General features: G+C 34.7%; 16 protein-coding genes. 12 read left to right on the top strand and 4 right to left on the bottom strand.

Annotated elements, in window-relative coordinates; genetic code table 11:
* The first annotated feature begins 188 nt into the window (after positions 1–188).
* The gene (locus KBJ98_RS07425) at positions 189–2573 is read left to right on the top strand and encodes a hybrid sensor histidine kinase/response regulator (protein WP_210789138.1); all 2385 of its coding nucleotides are present in this window, start codon (positions 189–191) and stop codon (positions 2571–2573) included.
* Here the strand turns inward: KBJ98_RS07425 and KBJ98_RS07420 are convergent.
* A complete protein-coding gene (locus KBJ98_RS07420) occupies positions 2566–3330 on the bottom strand; it encodes an NYN domain-containing protein (RefSeq protein ID WP_187038256.1) in 765 nt (254 codons plus the stop codon). The genes KBJ98_RS07425 and KBJ98_RS07420 overlap by 8 nt on opposite strands.
* Positions 3331–3589: 259 nt before the next feature.
* Here KBJ98_RS07420 and KBJ98_RS07415 point away from each other — a divergent pair, with 259 nt between their 5' ends.
* Positions 3590–4852 (top strand): aminotransferase class I/II-fold pyridoxal phosphate-dependent enzyme, encoded by a 1263-nt coding sequence (locus tag KBJ98_RS07415; RefSeq protein WP_210789136.1) that lies wholly within the window; start codon positions 3590–3592, stop codon positions 4850–4852.
* Positions 4853–4985: 133 nt separating this feature from the next.
* On the opposite strand, the gene KBJ98_RS07410 is transcribed toward KBJ98_RS07415, so the two are convergent.
* Together KBJ98_RS07410 and KBJ98_RS07405 are read right to left on the bottom strand one after the other, a co-directional pair.
* Positions 4986–6104: a GTP cyclohydrolase gene (locus tag KBJ98_RS07410; RefSeq protein WP_210789134.1), complete on the bottom strand. Its 1119-nt coding sequence runs from the start codon at positions 6102–6104 to the stop codon at positions 4986–4988.
* 21 nt (positions 6105–6125) lie between these two features.
* Complete coding sequence (locus KBJ98_RS07405) at positions 6126–7070, bottom strand: transporter (RefSeq protein ID WP_210789132.1); 945 nt, start codon at positions 7068–7070, stop codon at positions 6126–6128.
* Between the two features lie 120 nt (positions 7071–7190).
* Between KBJ98_RS07405 and KBJ98_RS07400 the strand changes: the two genes are divergently transcribed.
* The 6 genes from KBJ98_RS07400 to KBJ98_RS07375 all read left to right on the top strand — a co-directional run bounded on the left by KBJ98_RS07400 (position 7191) and on the right by KBJ98_RS07375 (position 14107).
* The gene (locus KBJ98_RS07400) at positions 7191–7469 is read left to right on the top strand and encodes a DUF4834 family protein (protein ID WP_210789131.1); all 279 of its coding nucleotides are present in this window, start codon (positions 7191–7193) and stop codon (positions 7467–7469) included.
* A 48-nt stretch (positions 7470–7517) separates the two neighbouring features.
* A complete protein-coding gene (locus KBJ98_RS07395; RefSeq protein ID WP_210789128.1) occupies positions 7518–9935 on the top strand; it encodes a YfhO family protein in 2418 nt (805 codons plus the stop codon).
* A 101-nt stretch (positions 9936–10036) separates the two neighbouring features.
* Entirely contained in the window at positions 10037–11326 is a 1290-nt protein-coding gene (locus tag KBJ98_RS07390) for a glycosyltransferase family 4 protein (RefSeq protein WP_210789126.1), read from the top strand.
* Positions 11327–11366: 40 nt separating this feature from the next.
* Positions 11367–12836: a lipopolysaccharide biosynthesis protein gene (locus KBJ98_RS07385; protein ID WP_210789124.1), complete on the top strand. Its 1470-nt coding sequence runs from the start codon at positions 11367–11369 to the stop codon at positions 12834–12836.
* 162 nt (positions 12837–12998) lie between these two features.
* The gene (locus KBJ98_RS07380) at positions 12999–13307 is read left to right on the top strand and encodes a hypothetical protein (RefSeq protein WP_225899081.1); all 309 of its coding nucleotides are present in this window, start codon (positions 12999–13001) and stop codon (positions 13305–13307) included.
* Between the two features lie 38 nt (positions 13308–13345).
* Positions 13346–14107 (top strand): hypothetical protein, encoded by a 762-nt coding sequence (locus tag KBJ98_RS07375; RefSeq protein WP_210789122.1) that lies wholly within the window; start codon positions 13346–13348, stop codon positions 14105–14107.
* A 71-nt stretch (positions 14108–14178) separates the two neighbouring features.
* Here the strand turns inward: KBJ98_RS07375 and uvrA are convergent, their stop codons facing one another.
* Positions 14179–16962, bottom strand: a complete 2784-nt coding sequence (gene uvrA, locus KBJ98_RS07370; RefSeq protein ID WP_210789305.1) for an excinuclease ABC subunit UvrA — start codon at positions 16960–16962, stop codon at positions 14179–14181.
* 182 nt (positions 16963–17144) lie between these two features.
* Here uvrA and KBJ98_RS07365 point away from each other — a divergent pair, with 182 nt between their 5' ends.
* The 4 genes from KBJ98_RS07365 to KBJ98_RS07350 all read left to right on the top strand — a co-directional run bounded on the left by KBJ98_RS07365 (position 17145) and on the right by KBJ98_RS07350 (position 26338).
* Positions 17145–19946: a helix-turn-helix and ligand-binding sensor domain-containing protein gene (locus tag KBJ98_RS07365; protein WP_317192486.1), complete on the top strand. Its 2802-nt coding sequence runs from the start codon at positions 17145–17147 to the stop codon at positions 19944–19946.
* A 236-nt stretch (positions 19947–20182) separates the two neighbouring features.
* Complete coding sequence (locus KBJ98_RS07360) at positions 20183–23233, top strand: SusC/RagA family TonB-linked outer membrane protein (protein ID WP_210789120.1); 3051 nt, start codon at positions 20183–20185, stop codon at positions 23231–23233.
* Positions 23234–23244: 11 nt separating this feature from the next.
* Positions 23245–24723 (top strand): RagB/SusD family nutrient uptake outer membrane protein, encoded by a 1479-nt coding sequence (locus KBJ98_RS07355; protein ID WP_210789118.1) that lies wholly within the window; start codon positions 23245–23247, stop codon positions 24721–24723.
* A 19-nt stretch (positions 24724–24742) separates the two neighbouring features.
* Positions 24743–26338 (top strand): hypothetical protein, encoded by a 1596-nt coding sequence (locus KBJ98_RS07350; RefSeq protein ID WP_210789116.1) that lies wholly within the window; start codon positions 24743–24745, stop codon positions 26336–26338.
* The last annotated feature ends 5 nt before the right edge of the window (positions 26339–26343 follow it).

The raw sequence follows: 26343 nt of genomic DNA, 5'->3' as shown, positions 1-26343 counted from the left end.
TGTTTTAGTAGCAGTACAATTTATTCACGAATCAATTCGATTTTGTTTTTTAATAGTGTTTTTCACTAAAACCTTTTATTAAATTTTACTTTTGTGTCTTTTTTATAATTAACTTTAGCTTGTCAAGTAAAACCAAATGTGCGATTCGCACGTAAATATCATCGCAGGGATTCTAGAATTATAGCAGTATGGGAGAAAAAAAGACAAAAAATAATTTCGCTTTTTTGGGTTTGGTTTTAGTTATTTTACTCTCTGTTAATTCCCGAGCACAATTTGTTATAAAAAGTAATACTTCATTAAATACGTTTTCTTTACACGAGTATACTTCTATAATTGACGTTGAAGATCGTGTTTTAACTATTGAGCAAGTGACAAAAGGTTTTGATAGTTTTAAACCTACTCCTTTGCAGACTGAAAATGATGATTTAGGTTTCTCACAACATCATTTTTGGTTAAAAACAGGTATAGCAAACGCTACAAATGTGGAGTTTCATTATTATTTAGAAACGGCAAGACCAATGACTGATGTCGTTGAATTGTATGTTATTGATCGTATAACTGGTAAAACCACCAAAAAAATTAGTGGAGACGCAAAACCCTTCGAGAGTCGTGACTTTACTAGTCGAAAATCAATTTTTGAATTAACTCTACCTCCAAATAGTCAGTTTGATTTGTATTTGCATTTGAAGAGTGATGGCGAGGTTCTTAAAACTCCAATGCTGATTTACTCAACGGATAGTTACGTTGCTAAGTTGGCTAATGAAAATCTATTTTTCGGTATATTCTATGGCATGTTATTGATTGTTGCCATTATTTACTTTTTCTTCTTCTTGGCTTTAAAGGAAAAAATCTTTCTTTTTTACAGTTTGTATGTCTTGTTTGTTGGTTTTTTACAATTTGCATTAGATGGTTTCTTTTATAAACTAGTGGTGTCTGATGGAAGTTGGTTTTCTAAACATGCCATTTTGCTTATTGCTATCGTTGCAGTGTTTTTGACAGGTATGTACAGCCAACTATACTTGAAAATTAAAGAAAACAGTAAAACAATCTATATGCTTTTTAAGGTGGCCTATGGTTTGTTGATTTTTCTCCTATTTTCCGTGTTTTTTTTACCGAGTATTTTGTTGTTTTCTTATGTATTAGTAAACGTCTTAACTTTAGTTTTTTTATTACTTATTGTGTATTCAATAGGTTTTTTATATTATACTAAAAAACCGGTAGACTCCTATTTTACGGTAGGAATTTTGTTTTTAATTTTAGGTTTTGGTGTTTTTCTATTATACAATTTTGGATTGTTACCTATTACTTTTTTTACACAAAATAGCTCTAAATTAGGTACAGCACTTGAGGTAATCTTTCTATCATTATCAATGTCTAATTTAATTCGAAATCTTAAGAACGAAAAAAACGAATTAAATCGTCTTGCTTTGGTTCGTTCTGAAGAGATGAACGATTTGAAATCGTACTTCTTATCGAACATAAGTCATGAATTGCGGACGCCGCTGAATGCCATTTTAAACTTAATCGAAAATATTTCTACTGAGGTTCAAGATGATAAAATTCGAGAAAATTGTCAAATTATTAAATACTCTTCGCACAGTTTATTGAGTTCTGTAAACGATATTTTAGACTTTTCTAAAATTGAAAAAGGAGAACTAAGATTAGATAAAAGTCCTTTCAATCTTCTTGAAGTATTGAATAATTTAAAAAATAATGCCATTTATCGCGCCAAAGACAAAGGACTCGAGTTTGAGTTTGTGCAAAGTGGTACTTTTCCCGATCGTGTGGAAGGAGACGTAAATAGATTTGTTCAAATTGTCAACAATGTCTTGAATAATGCTATAAAATTTACAGGTCAAGGTCATGTCAAATTTACTATAAGTTGCGAAATCATTGAGGGTAATAATGCTCATGTGGTATTGACTGTTTCTGATACTGGAATTGGGATTTCCAAAAGAAAAATTGGAAGTATTTTTGATTCTTTTTCGCAAAATGATATCAATAACAAACGAAAATTTGGTGGTTTAGGTTTGGGTTTATATATCGTTAAAACCTTGGTTGATATGCAAAAAGGACAAGTCCGAATTAATAGCACAGTTGATGTTGGTACGACCTGCGTAATAGCTCTTGATTTTGCTGTTTTGAAGGATGTTGAAAAATTCAAGCCTATTAAAACGGTGATTGAGTATGATTTGTCTGGTAAATCTATTTTGGTTGTAGAGGATAACCCGATTAATCAGATGGTTATAAAAATGATTACCAAAAAATGGCTAAACACTAATGTAGCCTACGCAAATAATGGTCAAGAGGCCATTGATTTTCTATTGGAAAGTGATTATGATTTGATTCTAATGGATTTGCAGATGCCAATTATGGATGGTTATGAAGCCGCAATTGCAATAAGAAACGGCGAGGCAGGAATGCAAAATACCAATGTACCAATTGTGGCCGTTACCGCAGACGTAATGGAAACTACCAGAGATCGAGTTAAAGAAATAGGTATGAATGATTACATTACAAAACCTATAAAAAAAGAAACTTTGTTCGAAATAGTTCAGCGATTACTTAGCTAAAACGCAAGCGTACGTATACGTGTTTTATTCCTTTTTTATCGGAGTCGCGTTCGTCGATCTCTAAAATATCAGTTAGTGATTTTAACATGGGTGTTAGTTTCGTGTATCCATAATTTCTGGGGTCAAATTCAGGTTTTTTCTTGACAATCAAATTGCCTACATCACCAAGAAAAGCCCAGCCGCTTTCGTCACCAATATCTTCAATTGTTGCCTCAATAAGTTCAATGGTTTGCAAATCAATTTTGTTTAGGCTTTTGGTCACGGTCTTTTTCGTATCGGTGTTGGCTCTTTTGGGAGACACTTTTTTTGTGGCACCATCCAAAACTTCGATGTAAACAAATCGGTCACAAGCTACAATAAATGAATTTGGTGTTTTTTGTTCTCCAATTCCAATTACTTTCATGCCTGACTCACGCAATCGAATGGCTAGTCGAGTAAAGTCGGAATCACTAGACACAATACAAAATCCATCCACTTTATCAGAGTACAATAAATCCATGGCATCAATTATCATTGCTGAATCTGAAGAGTTTTTACCCACAGTGTAGCTGTATTGCTGAATTGGAGTAATGGCGTGTTCTAACAAAACACTTTTCCAACCTGCAGCGTTTGGTTTGGTCCAATCTGCATAAATGCGTTTAGTGGTGGGTGTGCCAAATTTTGCAATTTCCTCCATCATACCTTTTACATTACTGTAAGGTACGTTGTCGGCGTCAATTAATACGGCTAATTTTAACTCTTTGGTGTTTTGTGACATGATCTATTATTGTTTAACAAGCTGCAGCCAAATATACAAAGTTAAAATGGCAACGGTACTATGAAAATTATAATCTACAATATTATCGACTGTTAGAAAATTGCTTGCATAATTTGTGAAGTTTTTACTTGTCTGCAGGAATTCTTCATGATTTTAAGCTATTTATAACCGAAAAAAATAAATTTATTTTCAAGTCCTTTATAAAATTAAATAATTATTTTTGCAACTTCTTAAAATTAAAATTATTACTTGACATATTATGGTAAAAGATTTATTCGAAAGGATTCAAAACAATAAAGGACCTTTAGGGAAATGGGCTTCTCAAGCCGAAGGTTATTTTGTTTTTCCAAAATTAGAAGGTGAATTAGGACCAAGAATGCAGTTTGGTGGAAAAAATATTTTGAATTGGAGTTTGAATGACTACCTAGGTCTAGCCAATCATCCTGAAGTACGTAAAGCAGATACTGATGCAGCTGTGCAATTTGGAGCTGCTTACCCGATGGGTGCGCGTATGATGAGTGGACACACGAAATACCATGAGCAATTGGAGCAAGAATTAGCTGCTTTTGTAATGAAAGAATCAGCATATTTATTGAATTTTGGTTACCAAGGAATCATGTCAGCAATTGATGCTCTTGTAACAAGAAACGATATTATTGTATATGATGTTGATGCGCACGCATGTATTATTGATGGTGTACGTTTGCATAGTGGAAAACGTTTTACATACAAGCATAACGATATCGAAAGTATGGAGAAAAACCTGCAGCGTGCTACTAAAATGGCAACCGAAACTGGCGGCGGGATTTTGTTCATTACCGAAGGTGTTTTTGGAATGCGTGGGCAACAAGGAAAATTGAAAGAGATTGTAGCTTTAAAAGAAAAATACAATTTCCGTTTGTTAGTTGATGATGCGCATGGTTTTGGAACTTTAGGAAAAACCGGTGCTGGAGCAGGTGAGGAGCAAGGTTGTCAAGACGGAATTGATGTGTATTTTTCGACTTTTGCAAAATCAATGGCGAATATTGGTGCTTTTTTAGCAGCAGATAAAGACATTATTGATTATTTGAAATACAACATGCGTTCTCAAATGTTTGCTAAAGCATTACCAATGATTCAAACCATCGGTTCGTTAAAACGTTTACAATTATTGCGTGAATCTTCTGCGATAAAAGATAAATTATGGGAGAATGTTAATGCGTTGCAAAACGGATTAAAACAAAAAGGCTTTAATATTGGAGATACGAACACTTGTATTACACCTGTTTACCTAGAAGGAAGTATTCCTGAAGCAATGGTAATGGTGAACGACTTAAGAGAAAACTACGGTATTTTCTTGTCAATTGTGGTGTATCCAGTAATTCCAAAAGGAATTATTTTATTACGTATGATTCCAACTGCTTCACATACTTTAGCTGATATTGATGAAACTTTGGCAGCTTTTGAAGCTATCCGCGAGAAATTAGTAAATGGAACTTACAAACAAATTGCAGCAACCACTACTGTAGATATGGAAGCATAATTCCGAAACGAATTTAGACAACATAGTTCAAAGAAGTTAACTATTTTAAGTTCTTGGAGATAAATTAAAAAAGGAGAAAAACATTGTTTTACTCCTTTTTTTATGGTTTTAAGTTTCGGCTTACGCAATAGTTCTACAAATCTTTTTTGTAGGTACATCTGCGTTTGTGAATTTTTGGATCAAAATGTTTCCATAAATTCATACTAGCTGCATTGTCCGCAAGTTCAGGTGTTCTAAAACAATCTTGAATATTCAATTTTTTAAAAGTTTCGTAATATTCCTTAAAGATGATGGCGGTCACTGCCTTATTTTGATATTCGGGCAAAACACCAATTAGATAAAAAATGACATTTTTGCTCTGTTTTTTGGCTTTTAAAAGATGGATAAATCCAAAAGGGAATAACTTTCCTTTTGCCTTTTTCAAAGCTGGGGCAAAGTCAGGCATAACGATGCTAAAAGCGACGATATTGTGGTCCTTGTCTTCCACAAACTTGATGTATTCAGGATTTATAAAACTAATGTATTTCTTTTTGAAATATTCTTTTTGAGTGTCAGAAATAGCTACAAACGACGATAGTGACGCGTAAGACTTGTTAAATAAATCGAACATTTTATCTACATGAGGCATTACCTCTGCAGTAGTTTTGAAATTAAGTGGACTAAGTTGGTATCTTTTACGAACCAAGTCATTTGCTTTCTCAAAAAACTCGGGTTTCACATTAGCAAAAGGAAAGGTACTTTCGATATATTCTTTTTCTTTGATATAACCTAATTGTTCAAAATGTTGTGCATAATAGGGATGGTTGTACCAAGTAATCATTGTGCCAATTTGATCAAAACCTTCGGTTAAAACCCCTACTTTATCTAAGTTGGAAAAACCCATTGGTCCTTCAGCATAAATCATTTGGTGTTTTCTACCTAATTCGTATACCTTTTCTAATAGTGCTTTTGTAACTTCGATATCATCAATTACGTCAAACCAGCCAAAACGGACTTTGCGTTTGTCTTGGTCGTTTACTTCGCTCCAATTAATTATGGCAGCAATTCGTCCTACTATTTCTTGATTTCTTTTGGCAACATAGAAATATGCCTCAGCATTTTCAAAAGCTGGATTGTTTTTTTTATCAAAGCCTTCTAATTCATCTGCAATTAGCGGCGGAATCCAGTTTTCGTTGTTTTTGTAAATGGTAAAAGGGAACTTAATAAAATCAGTTAATTCTTTTTTGGTAATCGCTTCGTGTATTGTAATCATTATGTTTAGAAAAGTCTGGTGTTAATTTTTTGATCCCGTTTTAGATGTTTTGTTGTTCTTGGATTTTTTTGATGCCGATTTTGGGCTATCGATATTGATGCGTACCTCTTTATAATTAGCATCGTATCGCCAAGAAAATCCAAGCCCTCCGTAAAAAATAGAGGGTGTGTTTTTTAAACTCGTACTAATTGATGCGTCAATTTGCATATCCTTATTAAGTAAGTAAGCGGCTCCACCTCGAACAATGGCATCGCTGTAAAAGTCGCTTTTGTAGCCTTGATTTTCTACAAACCCTGACCATTTTTGTGTAATGCCTCTGGTTAAAGTAAGTACGTAGCCATAACTTGGGAATTCTGTACCAATGTAATCAGCAATAATATTAGTTACAAAAACCCATTTGCCATCGCCCAAATGGTTTTGAGTAATCAGCATGATTTTCGGTGAAATACTCGATTGTAAATCAAAAGCATAGGGATTGTCTGCCATAGTAACATTTGCGCCAGCAAAAACGGAAACTGCAGGTACTAATTGTCTCCAATTAAAAGCTCTGTTGGCCTTCCAGCTGTAGACATTTACCTTTTTTTCGTAGTTTTTAAACGGGTCGTAAATCAAGTATTTGGCACCAAGTACTGTTTGTTTTAAATTAGATATTTTTGTTGAGCTAAATAAACTATTGATTGTTTCGTTTTGATACTGTAAATCGGCAATAAGTTCTAATTTTTCTGAAAAAACTCCCCAACGCAACACAGCGTCTACCCCAAAGCCATTTGATTCATAATTTAAAATAGAATGCTTTTGACGAATGCCGTAGACTCCCGTTTCTACTTGAATAACAGATTTACCAACTGAAAAAGCAGACATGGTTTCTCCGGGACGATTTGAATTGATTTCATCAGTATGTTGTGCATAATTGACGGTGCAAAAGGCCATCATTGTGCAAGATAGAAAGAGTTTTAAATGCTTCATTGTTTTTTGATTTTAAAATTAACAAGGCTCTTCAAATGTACTATTTTTTATTATTTATTTAAGATTGATAACTTACTTTTGAACTTTGGATTTAGTAATTTTGAAAAAAAATATACCAATATGCAAACAGCTTCATTTAAAGGTTTTATGAATGCAATATTTTTCATGATTGCTTTCTACTATATTTTTCGCTTTTTGGCTAAATTATTTTTACCGCTAGTTGTAAAAAAAGTAGTTGAAAAAGCAGGTCAAAATATGCAGCAACAGCAATACCAGCAGCAAAATAACTGGAACAAGTCACGCGCTAATGAAGATGTTGTCTACAATACCGAAAACGTAAAAAAACCACGTGAGACCAAAAAAGTAGGAGAGTATGTGGATTACGAAGAAATAGACTAAATTTGCGCTTTTTAGCATTAGATTTATTTAATTCAAATTCTTTTTACATTGAAAATAGTACAAAAGTTCTATCCGCACGTTCTTGCTTTACTGGGATTCGTTTTGGTCTCTGTTCTTTATTTTTACCCTGTTTTACAAGGTAAACAAATATTTCAATCGGATATTGTTCAATATACCGGAATGGCAAAGGAGCAAAACGACTTCAGAGCGGCTGAAAATATAGAACCTTATTGGACTAATTCTGCATTTGGTGGTATGCCAACGTACCAATTGGGAGCGCAATATCCGCATGATTATGTGGGAGTGCTAGACGATATTTTGCGCTTTTTACCGCGTCCAGCCGATTATTTATTTTTATACTTCCTAGGTTTTTACGGGTTGATGTTAGTGCTTAAGGTAGATCCGCTTAAAGCGTTTTTTGGTGCTTTAGCTTTTGGATTGTCTACATATTTAATCGTAATTCTTGGTGTTGGACATAATGCTAAAGCGCACGCCATTGCCTACATGCCACTAGTTGTAGCTGGTTTTATGCTAGTTTTTCAAAAAAGGTACATCTTTGGTGGATTATTAACATTGATTGCTACGGCTTTAGAAATCAATGCGAACCATTTCCAAATGACGTATTATTTGTTGTTTTTGTTATTATTTTTAGTTGTTTTTTATACCTATCAATTTATTAAGTCAAAAGATTACAAAGGTTTAGGTATCGCCTTTGGAGTGCTTTTGATTGCTGGAATATTGTCTCTTGGGGCCAACGCTACAAGTCTTTTAGCTACTAAAGAATATACCGATTATAGTATTCGTGGTAAAAGCGAGTTGACTTATAATCCGGATGGTAGCAAGAATGAAACTACATCGGCTATGTCTACAGAGTATATAACCGAGTACAGTTACGGCATTACAGAAAGTTTTAACTTAATTGCTCCAAGGCTTTTTGGAGGATCAAATAGTGAAGCAGTAGGCACTGATAGTAATGTATATGAGTATTTAATTGGTCAAGGAGCTCGAGAAGATCAAGTACGAGAGTTTGTAGATGCCATGCCAACTTATTGGGGCGACCAACCAATTGTGGCTGCTCCAGCTTATATTGGTGCAATTGTATTTTTTCTTGCCATTTTAGCTTTGTTTCTTGATAAACGAAAAATTAAATACGTTTTTGCATGTGGTGCTGCCGTAGCATTAATTCTTTCTTGGGGAAAGAACTTTAGCCTAATCACTGACTTTTTTATCTCCTACGTTCCTTTGTATGATAAATTTAGGGCTGTTTCATCGATTCAAGTGGTTTTAGAATTATGTTTCCCTGTGTTAGCAATTATGGGATTGCAAGCCTTCTTTTTAGCAGATAAAAAAGCCCAATGGAAAGCACTTTATGAGACAACAATTTTAAGTGCAGGCATTCTCATTATTTTATTTTTTAGCAAAGGAATGTTTAACTTCTCAGGTCCATCTGATGCACTTTTTGTTAAAAATTTCGGTCCTGAATTTATAACTGCATTAAAGCAGGATCGTATGAATTTGTATACTGCAGATTTGCTTCGATCTGGATTCTTTATTTTGGTTGCAGCAGGAGTATTATGGTTGTTCATTAAAAACTTTTTTGTGCAACGCACTGCAATTATTCTAGTTGGACTATTTATGGTTTTCGACTTGTTTTTTGTAGATAAAAAATACGTTTCAGCTAAGGATTTTGTCAGTAAATACGAAGTAGAAGTTCCATTTCAAGAAACGCCTGTTGATAGCCAGATTTTAAAGGATACTGCTAATTTCCGAGTATTTGAAGTAGCAAATGTTATGGGTTCGCGTACTTCTTATTTCCACAAATCAATTGGCGGTTACAGTGCGGTACGGCCAAGACGCATGCAGCAATTATTGGATTATCAAATAGCCAAAAATAATATTGAAGTACTCAATATGCTTAATGTGGTTTACGTGATTCAAAAGGATGAAAAAGACAATGATTTTGTTGTTGCAAATCCAGATGCAAATGGAAATGCTTGGTTTGTGAGCCAAGTTAAAAAAGTAAATTCTCCTGATGAGGAAATGAAAGCGTTGACAAATTTAAACTCTAAAAAAGTTGCTGTTGTAAACCAGAAGGAGTTTCAAGTTCCTACAGTGGCTTTCGCCAAAGATAGTAGCGCTAGTATTACATTAGAGAATTATAAGCCGAATGCATTAAAGTATAAATCTGTAAATACGAACGATGGTTTGGCTGTTTTCTCAGAGATGTATTATGCTGATGGTTGGAATGCCTACATTGATAATAAATTAGTTGATCATTTGCGAGTTGATTATACTTTACGTGGGCTAATTGTTCCAAAAGGGAATCACATTATCGAGTTTAAATTTGAACCTCAAGTAGTAAAAACGGGAAGTACTATTACGCTTATTAGTTCTATTGTTATCTTGCTTTTGATTTTGGCAGGAATTTATTTTGAACGTAAAAAGATTGCAACAGCAAACCAATAAATCGAAATTGTATTCATAATTTGTAATTATACTGCTAAACTAACATGTTTATTTTGGCTGTTTATTTAGGTGTCGCGTATAAAGTTTAAAAAAAATACATTTTGTCTCAAAAAAAGGTACTTATTATCACGTATTATTGGCCGCCGGCAGGAGGACCAGGAGTGCAACGTTGGTTAAAATTTGTCAAATATTTACCTGAGTTCGGTGTACAACCAATTGTTTATATTCCTGAAAACCCAACGTATCCCATCATTGATGAACAATTGGTACAAGAAGTTTCTAATGAGGTTGTTATTATTCGAAATAAGATTTTTGAACCTTATCAATTGGCATCATTTTTATCTAAGAATAAAACAAAAAAGATGAATTCGGGAATTATTCCGAACCAAAAAAAGCAATCTTTTTTAGATAAAGCTTTTTTATGGATACGAGGGAATTTGTTTATACCAGATGCACGCGTTTTTTGGGTAAAACCCTCTGTTAACTTTTTACAACAATACATAAAAGAAAATCAAATTGATACAATTGTAACATCAGGACCGCCACATAGTTTGCATCTTATTGGATTGGAATTACAGAAAAGATTGGCTGTAAAATGGATTGCCGATTTTCGAGATCCTTGGACAACTATTGGCTATCATAAGGCACTACGCTTGTCTAATTTTGCAGCATCGACTCACAAAAAATTAGAAAATCAAGTTCTAAATGCTGCTGATTCGATTTTGGTAACCAGCAAAACTACCAAAGCTGAGTTTGAAGCGATAACGTCAAAACCAATCACAGTAATTACCAATGGATATGACAGCGAAGAAGTGTCAGTACAAGCTTTGGATCGTAAGTTTTCAATGGCGCATATTGGTTCATTGTTATCAGAACGTAACCCTTTGGCACTATGGGAAAGTTTGGTAGAATTATGTGAAGAACACGCCACGTTCAAATCAGATTTGGAAATAAAGCTAATTGGTGCTGTAAGTCAAGAGGTTTTAGGAACCATAGAGCGAGTTGGCTTAAACGCCTGCGTGAACAACTTAGGTTATGTGTCGCATAAAGAAGCTATCGCTCACCAAAGAAAGTCACAAGTGTTATTGCTTATCGAAATAAATTCGGTTGATACCAAAAGTATTATTCCAGGGAAATTATTTGAATATATGGTTTCGAATAGGCCAATAATCGCAATTGGTCCGAAAGATTCTGATTTTGCCGAAATTATTACGCAGACTAATACGGGAGTATTTTTTGAATATTCAGATAAAGTGAAGCTGAAAAGTGTAATTTTGGACTATTATAACCAATTTTTGCAAGGGAAATTACAATCGCATCCCGTTGGTTTACAGCAATTTTCGCGTAAAAATTTAACTCAAGAACTAGCAATTTTATTAAAAAAGGTCTAAAAATAAAAGCAAAGTAAATAATACTTTGCACAAAATCACAATGGGAATAGTTCTTAATCAATCTTTAAAAAATACAATAATTACCTATTTAGGTTTTGGTATCGGTGCAATCAATACACTCTATTTATATCCATTTTTTTTAGGAACTGTATTTTATGCTCTTACTAATTACATACTTTCTTGGGCAAATATAATTATGCCTTTGTTAGCCTTTGGGATGCAAAACACCTTAGTAAAGTTTTATACGCAATATGAAACAGAGGAAGAGCGCTCTCGTTTTTTATCATTTACTGTGTTAATTCCTTTATTGTTATGTATTCCTTTAGTATTGATAGGATTGTTCTTTTTTGAACCCATTTCGTTATACTTGAGTAAAGAAAACCCTGTTGTTAAAGACTATTTGTGGCTCATTCCATTTATAGGCCTCAGTATGGCTTACTTCGAGATTTTTTATGCTTGGGCTAGAGTGCACATGCATTCAGTTTTTGGCAATTTTGTTAAAGAAGTTGGCCTAAGATTATTTTCTTTATTTGCATTGATTGGAGTTTATTATGGATGGATTTCTGTTGTTGAATTTATTTATGTCACTGCTATTATCTACTTTCTGGCTTTTATTATTACGATGCTTTATGCTTTCCGTATAAAAAAACCTGTGTTCCAGTTCACTATTCCGCAAAATGTGAAAGATGTTTTAGTGTATACTTTTTTCATTATTTTATCAGGCAGTGTCGCTGTTATGCTGTTAGATATCGATAAGATTATGCTGAATCAGTATATTAAAATTGAGAATATAGCCTATTATTCAGTTGCTACTTACATTGCCTCTGTAATTGCTGTTCCCAGTCGTGCAATGCATCAGATTACATATCCAATAACTGCTAAATTGATGCATGAGAATAAGCATGATGAATTAAATGATTTGTATAAAAAGACTTCTATTAATCTGCAAGTTGTTGGTGGCTTTGTAATGCTGTGTATTTTTGTTAACATCAATCAACTTTACGTTATGGTCCCAAAAGAATATGGCGGTGGAATTCTTGTGGTATTTTTGATTGGTATATCTAAATATTTTGATTTGATCTTAGGAAATAATAACGCGATTATTTTCAATTCAAAATACTATCGTATGGTCTTGTTTTTGGGATTATTGCTTGTTTTCTTGACAGTTGGGTTAAACATGTTTTTTATTCCAAGGTTTGCTATAACTGGAACTGCAGTCGCTACGCTCTTATCTATTACTTTATACAGTTTGGCTAAATTACTTTTTGTTGTCAAGCGAATGCATTTGTATCCATTTACAAAGCAAACTGTGTATTCCTTAGGAATTACCTTCTTCTTGTTTTTGTTGTTTTATTTTTGGGACTTTCCATTTGTACCAGTTTTTAACATCATATTAAAATCGATATTAATTACAGTTGTTTATGTAGCTGTTAATTATAAACTGGTTATTTCGCCCGAGATTAACAATGCTATTGACATGGTTTTAGTTAAGTTGAAGCTTCGTTCCTAATTCAGTTTAAACAGTTATGTTTTTTGCAGCAATATCGATTTTGTAATAAAGCACTTCTTTTTAAGGCGTAAATATCACCTAAAGTTGGTATTGCCTATACTGAATTTTGAAAGTAAATTTGTGAAGTTAATTTTTAGCAAATCAAAAAATTTACAACCAATTATGGAATCAGAAATTATACTTCAAGATGTCTCAGAGGCGCAAAAAAAGAATTTCTACTTTACCTTAAAAAATAAAATTGCAGATGGTTTTGTTATTTTAGAGCAAAATGACAAGTTGCCCTACATTGTTTTGCGCAGAGAAAAACAGCAAGTTGACCACTTATTCAACTTTGTATTGTGTTGTATTACATTGGGGCTGTGGTCTTTTGTATGGCTATATTATGCAAGAGTAAGTGCAAAGCCTAGAGAGATTATTATTGCCATTGACGAGGATGGTAATATTTTTGAAGAAAATTGCCACATGGCTTAAAAAATCCTATTTTTGATTCATTAAACAATCGAACTCCTATGAAAAAAAGTATCCTTTTAGTAGCATTGCTGCTTTTTGCCATCGCGCCTGTTGTCGCACAAACAAAAAATGATTCTATTGTAATTCCGAAAAACAATTTTAAAATTAGTTTGACAAGTTTGGCATTCAAAAACATTCAACTTCAATACGAAAGAAGCGTTTCAAAACGAATCGGAATTGTATTAGGGTACAGTTTTATTCCTTCAGGTGCCCTACCGTTTCAAAAAACCATCAACGATTTTACATCTGATGATCCAGAAACGCAGGGTATTTTTGAAAACGCGACTTTAGGCTATACAGCAATTACTCCTGAGGTTCGATTTTACCTAGGAAAAGGGTATGGAAAAGGATTTTATATTGCTCCTTTTTACAGAAATGTAAAGTATGATATTTCAAATATAAATTTTACGTTTGATACAAACCCCACTGGAACAAATCAAGAAAATTTGGCTGTTGGAGGTAAATTAACTGCCAATTCATTCGGGTTACAATTGGGAGCACAATTTAATTTAGGCAAACATTTCATTTTAGACTGGTGGATTGTTGGACCTCATTACGGTACGTCTGATGGTAGTTTTCAAGGTGTTACAGATCGTGATTTGAATGCTTTTGAGCAAGAGGAATTGCGTAATCAATTAGAGGATATTGAGTTGCCTTTATCAGATGTGACTTCAACCGTAACTGCTCGTGGAGCAACCATTAAAGTAAGCGGCCCTTGGGGTGGTGTTCGCAGTGGTATTAGTTTAGGTTACCGATTCTAGTAAATAAGTTAATTAACAAAAAAAAGCCGATTCTTTTAGGGAATCGGCTTTTTGCTTTTATAAATCGGCCTTTATAAAACTGCTTTCAAGTAACTTGCAGTAATCGATTTTTTATTTTTTACAATTTGCTCCGGCGTACCAACGGCGAGCAATTGGCCTCCATTTTCGCCACCTTCGGGACCTAAGTCAATAATCCAATCGGCACACTTAATCAAGTCCAAATTGTGTTCAATTACGATGATGGAATGTCCTTTGTCAATTAACGCGTCAAATGAAGCTAAGAGTTTTTTAATATCATGAAAATGCAGTCCCGTAGTAGGTTCATCAAAAACAAACAAAGCTTTGTCTTTTGTTGCTCCTTTTACTAAAAATGAGGCCAATTTGATTCGTTGTGCTTCACCACCGGAAAGGGTAGAAGAGGATTGTCCTAATTGCACATAACCCAAACCTACATCTTGTAATGGCTGTAGTTTTTGAGTGATTTTAGTTTGTTTGTGAGCGGCAAAAAAGGCAAGGGCATCATCTATGGTTAAACTCAATATTTCATGGATGTTTTTGCCTTCAAAAGTAACTTCGAGTACTTCCTTTTTAAAGCGTTTCCCTTGACAAGTTTCGCATGGAAGCTGCACATCGGCCATGAAGACCATTTCCACATTAATACTACCTTCTCCTTTGCACGTCTCGCAGCGTCCGCCATCCACATTGAAGGAGAAATGTTTGGCTTGGTATGCTCTTAATTTAGAGAGTTTTTCGCGAGCATACAAATCTCTAATGTCATCGTACGCTTTGATATAGGTAACAGGATTAGATCGTGAACTGCGACCAATTGGGTTTTGGTCTACATATTCAATGTGTTTAATTTGCGAAAAAGAGCCTGTCATTTCGCTAAATTGTCCGGCTTTGTCTCCTACATTTTCCAGCTTTTTTTGCATGGCAGGAAAAAGAATCTTTTTTATCAAGGTGCTTTTACCGCTTCCTGAAACTCCAGTAATAACAGTCAGCACATCTAATGGAAAAGTAACATCTATATTTTGTAAATTATTTTCTCTAGCTCCTTTTATTTCAATATGATTTTTAAATAATCTTCTTTTTTTAGGCACTTCAATGGCCAAATCTCCGTTAAGGTATTTGGCCGTCAACGAATCGGCTTTCAGAATTTCTGGGTAAGTACCTTGCGCTACTAAATTTCCACCTAATGTTCCTGCTTCGGGACCAATATCAATAATCATATCGGCAGCTTTCATGATGTCCTCATCGTGCTCTACTACAATTACAGTGTTTCCTAAATCACGCAATGAAAGTAGCACCTGAATCAATCGTTCTGTATCCTTTGGATGTAAACCAATACTAGGTTCATCAAGAATGTACATGGATCCTACCAAGCTACTACCAAGAGAAGTTGCTAAGTTGATTCGCTGAGACTCACCGCCTGATAAGGTAGCTGAGTTTCGGTTTAAGGTTAAATAATCGAGTCCTACTTGCGTTAAAAATGACAATCGATTATTGATTTCAACTAGTAATCGTTTGGCAATTTGTTGCTCATAAGTATCTAGTTGAATGTCTTTAAAAAACGCAACCAAGTGTTTTATTGGTAAGTCAACTAGATCAGAGACAGTTTTTCCGTTAATTTTAACGTAAGAAGCCTCCACACGCAGGCGTTTACCTTTACAAGCCGTACACTTTGTTTTACCTCGGTAACGCGACAGCATTACTCGGTTTTGTATTTTATAATTTTTCTCTTCTAATTCTTTAAAAAAGTCATTCAAACCTACAAAATAAGAATTTCCAGTCCACAACAACTCTTTCTGATCATCGCTCAATTGGTAATAAGGTTTGTGAATAGGGAAATCAAATTTATAAGCTTTGTTAACCAATTCATCACGGTACCAACCCATACTTTCTCCTCGCCACGGATAAATAGCGTTTTCAAATATGGATAAGGTTGTGTTAGGCACAACTAATTCAGCATCTACACCAATAATATTTCCGTAGCCTTCGCACACCGGACAAGCTCCATAGGGATTATTGAAGCTGAATAAATGTACATTGGGCTCTAAAAAAGCGATGCCATCTAACTCAAAATTATTGGAATAGGAATATTTTTGTTCGCCTTGTAAATCTTGCAGGTAACAAATTCCTTTTCCTTCAAAAAAGGCAGTTTGCACCGCATCAGCCAATCGGTTGAAGAATTCCTCTTCGTCTTTAACTACAATTCGATCGACAATTAAAAAGATCGTTTTTTTATCCAAATCATCCGGTAATTCATCAAGACGAACCATTTCGTTGTCAACCAAAATCCTTGCGAAACCTTGCTGTAGGAGTACATTTAATTTGTCTTTAAGCAGTCTGCCTTCTTCGAGATGAATCGGGGCAAGGAGTAGCCATTTACTGTCTAACGGAAGCGATTTTACTTCGTTTACAACATCAGTAACCGTGTTTTTTTTAACTTCTTGGCCAGAGATTGGTGAAAATGTACGACCGATACGAGCGTACAATAATTTCATGTAATCATAAATCTCGGTTGAAGTTCCTACTGTTGACCTCGCGTTTGTAGTATTCACTTTTTGCTCAATCGCAATTGCAGGAGCTATACCTTTGATATATTCTACTTTTGGTTTGTCTAAACGACCGAGAAATTGACGTGCATACGATGATAAACTTTCTACGTACCTACGTTGTCCTTCTGCGTATAGCGTATCAAATGCTAAACTAGATTTTCCTGATCCTGAAAGTCCTGTAATTACTACTAATTTATTACGCGGTATAGCAACATCCACATTTTTTAAATTGTGAACTTGAGCTCCTTTAATAATAATATTTTTCTTTGGATCTAGCTGAGAAAGGTCAATTTGCATACAAATGATAATTTTTACAAAAGTAAGCATTTTTGAACAGAGATTTGAGCGTGAACAACTCACAAATAATATTTAAAACGGGTATTCTGACAGGTTTAATAGGCCATCCTAATTTTATGAGGCATATATGTGTAATAAATATTATATTTAGATTTACATTTGAAAAAATAAACTTTTGAGCCTTGAAAACACCTATTTACTTCCTAATTCTGTTTTGTTATTCTTTTGCCTTTTCGCAGGAATTGCCACCTATTGTTAAGTATAACTCGGCAACTTATGGTGCGGGAAATCAAAACTGGATGATTGCGCAAGATGAAAATCATTTTGTTTTTTTTGCCAATAATGAAGGTTTACTTGAATATAATGGTGCTAGTTGGGAGTTGTATCCTTCGCCTAACGAAACAATTTTACGTTCGGTAAAAGTAATAGGTAACAAAGTATACACGGGCTGCTACATGGAATTTGGCTATTGGTCAAGGCAAGAGAACGGAAAACTGAAGTACAATTCGTTAAGTAAAAAGATAAAATCAAAAATTTTAGATGACGAGCAGTTTTGGAATATCTTGCAGTATGAGCATTGGGTTGTTTTTCAATCGTTAAATAGGATTTATATTTATGACTCAAAACAAAATAGTTTTAAAATTATTAGTCCTAAAAACACGATTACCAAATCATTTTGGACTAAAAATGGCATTTTTTTTCAAACAGTAAATCAAGGTTTATTTGAAATAGAGAATGGCAACGCTCGCTTGGTTTCGAACAGTCCGATTTTGCAAAAAAATAAAATTGTAAATCTTTTTTCAGAAGCGGATGGTTTACTGATTCAAACGCAGTTAAATGGTTTTTACAAGCTAGTTGGAAATACAGTAACCAAGTTTAGCACCGAAGTAGATGCTGAGTTAGCTGCCAGTAGCGTGTATAGTAGTCAACAGCTTTCTGATGGTAGTTTTGCATTAGGAACAGTGTCTAACGGAATTTATATCATTAGTTCCAATGGTCGATTTCAATATCATATCACTCAAAACAAAGGATTAAGTAATAATACAGTACTTTCATTATTTGAAGATGATGATAAAAATTTATGGGTTGGCCTCGATAACGGTATCAATTGCATCAACCTGCAATCACCTGTTCAAAATTATGTTGATGATACGGGGACTTTAGGAACAGTTTACGCTTCAAAGTTGTACAAAGGAATCCTGTACATTGGAACCAACCAAGGTTTGTTTTACAAGAAATATGGCGGTAATGATTCTTTTAAGTTTATTCCAGGAACTAAGGGGCAAGTATGGTCGTTATTCATTTTTGACAATACCTTATTTTGTGGCCATGACTCGGGTACTTTTGTTGTTGATAATGGTGCAGCACAATCTATTTTTTCGGCATCAGGAACTTGGAAATTTGAGTCTGTTCCTAACCAAAAGGGCCTCTTACTACAAGGAAATTATTTCGGAATCTCAGTCCTACAAAAAACAGCTTCTGGTTGGCGTTTTAAAAACAAAATCGCGGGCTTTAATAATTCTTCGAAATATTTTGAAGTCACTACTAAAAATCAAATTTTTATAAGCCACGAATATAAAGGAGTTTATCGATTAAACGTGGACGCTAACTGGAGCAAAATTTCATCTTTATACACGTATCAATCTCCGAGCAAAGGCAAACATGCCAGTTTAACGCAATTTAATAATGCTATTTATTACGCTAACAAGCAAGGGATATATAAATTGAATGTAGCAACCAATCAATTTGCTAAAGACAGTTTGTTAAGTAATGTATTTACCAAAGACGAATACACCTCTGGTAAGTTAATTGTAGACGAGTCGAACAAAATTTGGCTTTTTTCTAAAAATTACATCCACTATTTTTCTATCGGTAAGTTAAGTAGCCAACTAAAACAAAATGTAATTCCAATTCCAGCATTTTTAACCAATTCGATGTTAGGATATGAAAATATAACTCAAATTTCTAGTACTAATTATTTAATAGGGACAACAGACGGTTATTACATTTTAAATCTGAATGATTTGACTTTTAAAAACTACAAAGTTGCTATTACGTCAGTCACAATCAACAAACAAAACGAGGCCAATAAAAATCAGGAAATTCAGGGCAAAGGAATTTTTAAATATGATGAAAACAACATCACAATAAATTACACCGTTCCCGAGTACAATAAGTACATCAATACAGAATTTCAATATCTTTTGGCGGGTTTTCAAGAGGAGTGGAGCGAATGGAATTCTAAAACGTCTATAAATTTTAAAAATTTACCACCAGGTGATTATGTTCTAAAAGTGCGTGCCAAATATGCTAATGGTACGCTTGATGATGGTGTAAGTTATAGTTTTACGGTAAAAAAACCTTGGTATTTGACTAATCTTGCTTTGCTGATTTATTTCGTTCTCTTTGCCATTTCAGCTAGATTCATCCACAAAGCATATAAAAAATATTATCAAGAAAAAGAGCTTAAGCTAATTGAAGAAAATAATCTTTTGTTGGAGATTAAAGAGTTAGAAAATGAACAAGAACTCATGCGCGTACGTAATGAACAGCTATCTCGCGATGTAGATACCAAAAACAGAGAACTAGCAGTGTCGACTATGAGTTTAAACAGTAAAAATGAATTGCTCGCTTTTATAAAAGAAGATTTAAAGAAAACTTCTGAGGAGGGAAGCAAAAGCATTAAATCTGTTATTTCTACAATCAATAAAAACATCTCCGAAGGCGATAGTTGGAGCGTTTTTAAAGAAGCTTTTGATAATGCCGATAAAGATTTCTTGAAGAAAGTAAAAGAAGCACATCCAAATTTAACTCCTAACGATTTACGCTTGTGTGCATACTTGCGATTGAATCTTTCGTCTAAGGAAGTTGCACCATTGTTAAACATCTCTGTTCGAAGTGTCGAAATTAAAAGATATCGTTTGCGTAAAAAGATGGGATTAACACATGAACAAGGACTTGTTGAGTATATTTTAGCTGTATAGGTAAGTCGAAATTAATGGGTATTACCTATACATCACCACAACATTAACGTTATTTTTGGTTGATTTAACATTTTTGTGGTGGATATTTTTCTGTAAAAAGGCGCGATTTTCAATGGATGTTTGGAGATTCGAAATTAATTAGATGTTTTTTTGCATTGTATGTTTTTTGTTGAGGTTCTTTTTAATTAATTATTAGTTGTTACCGCTAATTTTATAATTCACAAAAAACACAAATTATGAAGTCAAACTATCTACTCATTCTTTTTCTATTTCTGACTTCCTTTGGTTTTGCCCAAGGAAATGATGTAGGAGGAGTTGTTAAAGAAGCAGGTTCTGGTTTACCTATTCCAGGAGTAAACATTCAAGTTAAAAATGCAACCACAGGAACATCCACAGACATGGATGGACGTTTCTCTATTAAAAACGTGCCAGCAGGATCAACTTTAGTGTTTTCATACGTTGGATACAAAAACCTTGAATTTAAAGTTACCTCTGCGAACAATGCATTAAATATTGTAATGCAAGAGGACTCTAAAATGTTAGACGAAGTAGTCGTTATTGGTTACGGAAGTCAAAAAAAGCGTGAAGTAACTGGTGCTGTTTCAGTAGTGGACAGTAAAACTCTGGATGCATTAAAGCCAGTTCGTGTTGAGCAAGCTCTTCAAGGTACCGTTTCCGGAGTGAATGTAACTACTACATCAGGAGCTCCGGGTGCTTCATTAGATATCAGAATTAGAGGTATTGCTACCAATGGTGAGAACAGACCTACCACAATCATTGACGGTTATGTAGGGGAGTTGGGTTTATTAAACCCGAATGACATCGAATCGATCACTGTCTTGAAAGATGCTCAAGCAGCCATTTATGGAACAATTGGTGCGAATGGTATTATTTTAATTACGACAAAGTCTGGTAAAAAGAATTCCAAAGGTAAATTAAGTTACAATACTTACACTGGTTTTCAAGAAACATCCAGATCACTACCAACATTAAATGCTACTGAGTATGCTTTACTTTTAAACGAAAGTTATGCTAATGGCGGTGCTGCCATTCCTTTTCCTAATGTATCAGGTTTAGGTAAAGGTACCGATTGGCAAAAAGAGATTTTTAGTACCAATGTCCCTGTTATAAGTCATGATTTGTCTTTTTCAGGTGGTTCTGATAAAATTACTTATTCGGTGAGTGGTTCACATATCGATCAAGAGGGAATTATCGGTCGAGCAAAATCAGGTTTTTTAAGAAATACTGCCCGAATTGGACTAAGTGCAGATGTTTCTGATAAACTGAAATTGAAGACCAATGTTATCTATACTTATTTTAATAGAAAATCTTTAAATGAAAACGGACTTGGTTCGGTTTTATTCAATGCCTTGAATTTACCAGCAACACTTGCGCCTTATGATGCAAATGGCAATTTTACCAAAGTGCCAAGCCCCGCAGGTTTGGGTTTTGAAATTATCAACCCTCTTGAGCAAATGGCTAATACTTACAATGACTACAATTTCAAAAAAATCAATGGAAATTTTGGTTTAGAGTACAAAGCATTTAAAAATTTCGTGATTTCTAGTACCATTGGTTTCAATACAGCGAACAGTGAAGCGAAATCTTTTGCAAAGCAAGTATCATACGGGGGTAAAGTTTTTGATGTTTTACGTAGTTCAGTATCTCAAAATGCGATAAATGATAACGATTATTCTTTCGATTTATACGGAACTTACTCAAACAAATTTGGAGAAAATCATAATGTAACTGCAACGGTAGGTAATACCATTTACAAGCAGTTTGGTAATGGTTTGTTTGCAACAGGATATGATGTGCCTTATAATTCATGGGAATTTGCTGATATTACTCTAACAAGAGGTGTTCCGCCGGAAGGAACGATTCCAGTTGGGTCTTATGTTTACGATGAGCGCAGACTGTCTTACTTTGCAAGAGGACAATATGATTTTAAAGGAAAGTATTTATTCTCTGCTATGATTAGAAGAGATGCTTCAACAAAATTTGGTCCGGGTAACAGAGTGGGCTATTTCCCTTCATTAACTGCGGGTTGGGTAATTTCTGATGAAGGTTTTTTTGGAAAAGACAAACTTGTTAATTTTATGAAATTAAGAGGAAGTTATGGAACATTGGGTAATGACCAAATTCAAAATAATGGATACATTTCTCAATTAACTGGTGAGGCAACTTATGTTTTTGATGGGACTTTAATTAACGGTTTGGCTACGGGACAAATTCCTAATCCAAATTTGAAATGGGAAGAAGCTAGGAAATTTGATGTTGGTTTAGATTTGAGGTTGCTAAATGACAAAGTTTCAATTGTAGCTGATTATTTTATTGACACAAGGGCTGATTTATTGATCACTAATATACCAGTTTCTGGTATTAATGGAACCGCAGCGCCAGGAGCGTCTTCACCAACAATAAATGGAGGTACAGTGAGAAATTCAGGATTTGAGTTTGCTGTTGATTATAAAAATAAATTCTCGGATAGTTTTTCAGTTAATTTAGGGTACAATGTTACTTTTATTAAAAATGAAGTTCTAAGTACAAATGGAGTACCATTTATACCAAACGGATCTTTCGGGGTAGGTCAACAAGCACCTTCAAGAATGCAAGTAGGTTTGCCAATCGGCTATTTTTACGGTTATAAAACGGATGGAATCTTCCAAAATCAAGCTGAGGTTGATGCACATCCATCTCAATTAGCACTTGGTGCTGAAGCTAGCCCTGGTGATTTACGATTTGTAGATGTTAATGGTGATGGTACTTTAGATGACAAAGACAGAACCAACATCGGTGATCCTATTCCAACAGCAACAATGGGTTTCAATATTCAAATGAATTACAAGCAATTTGATTTTGCCATGTATACATTTGCTTCCGTTGGTAATGATATTGTTCGTAACTACGAAAGAAACCTTACAGATGTCAATAGATTAAACTACGTTTTAGGCCGTTGGACAGGTGAAGGAAGTACAAACTCGATTCCAAGAGTAACTACTGGAGCTACCGGAAATTCAAATTTCTCAAGCTATTTTGTAGAAGACGGATCTTATGCCCGAATTCAAAATATTCAGTTAGGCTATTCAGTAAAACCGAGTTTTGTAGAAAAAGCGGGTATTTCAAAAGTACGTTTATACGCAGCGGTAAACAACCTTTATACATTTACAAAGTACCGTGGTTATGATCCAGGTGCTTCAAATGGAGCTCCAATTGGTGGAGGTATTGACAATGGTTTTTACCCTATTCCAAGAACCTATTTGTTAGGTTTAAATCTTAATTTTTAATTCTACACCCAATGAAAAAGTATATTTATATTAGTTTACTTTCGGTTGCTGTTAGCTCTACTTTAATCGTTTCTTGTAGCGATGAATTTATAGACAGACCGGTTCAGTATTCAATCGATTCAGAGAATTATTTTAATTCAAAATCTGATTATGACAACGCATTAATTGCAACCTATGATATTTTGCAATCTACTTATCTTAATGCGCTCCTAGGTGAGATTGCTTCGGATAATACTTTAGCAGGAGGCGAAAGTCAATTGGATACGCCTGGTTTTCAGCAGATTGATGATATGATTCATACACCAGTAAATAGTAACTTGAAAAACCTATGGGATTTCATGTTTGCGGGCGTACAACGTGCTAACTACATTTTAGAATTTAAAGACAAAACTGATTTTACAGGAAAAAATCAAGTGATTGCTGAGGCTCGTTTTTTGAGAGCTTATTTTCATTTTGAATTAGTAAAATGGTTTGGAGGAATCCCAATGAAAGGGGACGCCCGCTTTAGTCCTGGTGATGAAAAATCAATTAAAAGATCGACTCCAGCAGAAGTTTATGCATCTATTGAGGCAGATTTGATTTTTGCTTCAGAAAACTTACCAGTTACAGCCACTCAAAAAGGACGTGTGACTCGTGGTGCAGCATTAGCACTTTTAGGTAAAGCTTATTTGTATCAAAATAAATTTGCACCTGCAGCCACTGCTCTGGAGCGTGTAATAAATTCTTCAGCATATTCATTAGTATCTGATTACAATTCTATTTTTGAAGAAGCTGGTGAAAATGGTGTAGAATCAGTTTTCGAAGTTCAATATACTGATACCGAAGGTGCTGATTTTAATTGCTTGCAATGTAGTGAAGGTAACGTAGCAGTAGGTTTTAGTGGACCACGTAACTACACTGGTGATGTATTTAGCTCTGGTTTCAGTTTTAATGTGCCTACGCAAAAAATTGTAAACGCTTTTGAAGCAGGTGATAACCGAAAAGCAGTAGCAATTTTAGATATCGAAGCTTGGGCAGCAAGTACGGGCGCTACATTTGGTAAAGGGTACGAGCATACTGGTTTTTTTAACAGAAAATACATTCCAAGAAAAAGACGTACTAATGCGCAAGGAGATTTGAACTTAACCAATCCAAACAATTACAGAGCCATTCGCTATGCTGATGTATTATTGATGGCTGCAGAAGCTTTAAATCGCGGAAACATAGATGATGCCAAAGCAAGAGGCTATTTAAATCAAGTGCGTCGTCGTGCGTTTGGAGATTTAAATCACGACATCGCTTCATCAGGTGCTGCCTTAACTGATTTTATTTGGGCAGAAAGAAGAGTGGAACTAGCAGGTGAGGGTCACCGTTTCTTTGACTTAGTTCGTACAGGTAAAGCAGCGCAGGAAATTGCTGGTTTTACTGCAAACAAACATGAATTGTTTCCTATTCCTATTGAAGAAATTCAGTTTGCCAACGGAAATTGGGCACAAAATCCAGGATACTAAAAACTAATACTATTTAGATATGAAAAAATTAAAATTAATACTAAGTATTTTTGTACTGACATTCACTTTTGGGTGCTCAGATGAAAATAACGATGTTGATTTAGACAGCATCGCTGCTCCATCTAATATTTCAGCACTTACAACCATTACACAGGACAATACAGGTAATGTTACCTTTTTGCCGAAAGGTGATGGGGTGACGCAATTCGAAATTTATTTTGGCGACACAACTACAGCTCCAGTGTTTTTGAGAGCTGGTGAGACATACACACACAAATACAAGGAGGGGAAATACAATGCTCGTATTGTTGGTGTGACTTTAAATGGTAAAAAAACAGAGACAATTCAAGAAGTAATGGTTTCGTTTTTAGCTCCTCGCAATTTAGTTACTAAAGTAGGAATCGGAAGTAATCTAGGAATTACAGTTTCTGCCGAAGCAGAATTAGAAACTTTCTTTCAAGTTTATTTTGGAGATGTTCCTAACGAAGTACCAGTTGACTTTATGCAAGGTGATGTAGTTTCTCATACGTACAAAGCAGCAGGTACTTATCAAGTAAGAGTGGTGGCACTTAGCGGTGGTGCAGCAAAAGCTGAAAAAACAGAAAGTGTTACAGTAACTAATTTATTTGCCGCTCCAACTCCTACCATTCCTGCTGCAAATGTAATATCTATGTTTAGCAACAGCTACACAAATGTTGCAGTTGATACTTGGAGAACATCTTGGTCACAAGCAACACTTGAGGATATTAATATTAGTGGTAATGCTACTAAAAAGTACAGTGCCTTAAATTTCGTTGGAATCGAGGCTACTTCTTCTCCAATCAATGCATCAGCAATGACTTTTTTCCATATCGATATTTGGTCAGCTGATTTAACTGAATTCAAAGTGAAGTTAGTCGATTTTGGAGCTAATGGCTCATTCGGTGGAGGTGATGATAGAGAACACGAAATTACAATTGCCAACCCAAAAAGAGAACAATGGGTGAGTTTGGATTTACCTTTGAGCGATTTTACTGGCTTAACAACTCGCAGCCATATTGCACAATTGATTTTAGTTGGAGCACCATCTTCAAATAATACGGTGTATGTTGACAATGTTTTTTTCTACAATACAGCGGGATCAATTACTGCTTCGCCAAACCCTACTTTACCAGCATCTAAAGTAATCTCTATGTTTAGTGATGTTTATTCCAATGTAGCAGTTGATACTTGGAGAACTTCTTGGTCAAGCGCTACTTTAACTGATGTTAGCATCAGTGGTAATGCAACTAAAAAATACAGTGCTCTAAACTTTGTGGGTATCGAAGCAACGAGTACACCAATTAATGCTACAGCGATGACACATTTTCATACGGATGTGTGGTCATCTGATTTTACTGAATTTAAGGTTAAATTAGTCGATTTTGGAGCGAATGGGTCCTTTGGTGGAGGTGACGATGTAGAACATGAAATTACAATTACATCACCTGCAAAGAACACTTGGATTAGTTTGGATATACCTCTAAGTCAGTTTACTGGCCTTACCACAAGAGCGCATATCGCACAGTTGATTTATGTGGGAGCACCTTCAGGAAACAACACGGTTTATGTTGATAACGTTTATTTCCATAACTAAATCGT

Source organism: Flavobacterium erciyesense, assembly GCF_018069925.1.
GTDB classification, from domain to species: Bacteria; Bacteroidota; Bacteroidia; order Flavobacteriales; family Flavobacteriaceae; genus Flavobacterium; species Flavobacterium erciyesense.
Note: the sequence above shows the minus strand (reverse complement) of the source record. Positions and strands in the feature narration are given on the sequence as shown.

Coding starts and splice junctions, on each gene's coding strand:
- KBJ98_RS07355 (WP_210789118.1), top strand. CDS start 23,245: ATGAAAAAGTATATTTATATTAGTTTACTTTCGGTTGCTGTTAGCTCT.
- KBJ98_RS07400 (WP_210789131.1), top strand. CDS start 7,191: ATGCAAACAGCTTCATTTAAAGGTTTTATGAATGCAATATTTTTCATG.
- KBJ98_RS07415 (WP_210789136.1), top strand. CDS start 3,590: ATGGTAAAAGATTTATTCGAAAGGATTCAAAACAATAAAGGACCTTTA.
- uvrA (WP_210789305.1), bottom strand. CDS start 16,962: ATGCAAATTGACCTTTCTCAGCTAGATCCAAAGAAAAATATTATTATT.
- KBJ98_RS07410 (WP_210789134.1), bottom strand. CDS start 6,104: ATGATTACAATACACGAAGCGATTACCAAAAAAGAATTAACTGATTTT.
- KBJ98_RS07380 (WP_225899081.1), top strand. CDS start 12,999: ATGGAATCAGAAATTATACTTCAAGATGTCTCAGAGGCGCAAAAAAAG.
- KBJ98_RS07350 (WP_210789116.1), top strand. CDS start 24,743: ATGAAAAAATTAAAATTAATACTAAGTATTTTTGTACTGACATTCACT.
- KBJ98_RS07405 (WP_210789132.1), bottom strand. CDS start 7,070: ATGAAGCATTTAAAACTCTTTCTATCTTGCACAATGATGGCCTTTTGC.
- KBJ98_RS07385 (WP_210789124.1), top strand. CDS start 11,367: ATGGGAATAGTTCTTAATCAATCTTTAAAAAATACAATAATTACCTAT.
- KBJ98_RS07360 (WP_210789120.1), top strand. CDS start 20,183: ATGAAGTCAAACTATCTACTCATTCTTTTTCTATTTCTGACTTCCTTT.
- KBJ98_RS07375 (WP_210789122.1), top strand. CDS start 13,346: ATGAAAAAAAGTATCCTTTTAGTAGCATTGCTGCTTTTTGCCATCGCG.
- KBJ98_RS07425 (WP_210789138.1), top strand. CDS start 189: ATGGGAGAAAAAAAGACAAAAAATAATTTCGCTTTTTTGGGTTTGGTT.
- KBJ98_RS07420 (WP_187038256.1), bottom strand. CDS start 3,330: ATGTCACAAAACACCAAAGAGTTAAAATTAGCCGTATTAATTGACGCC.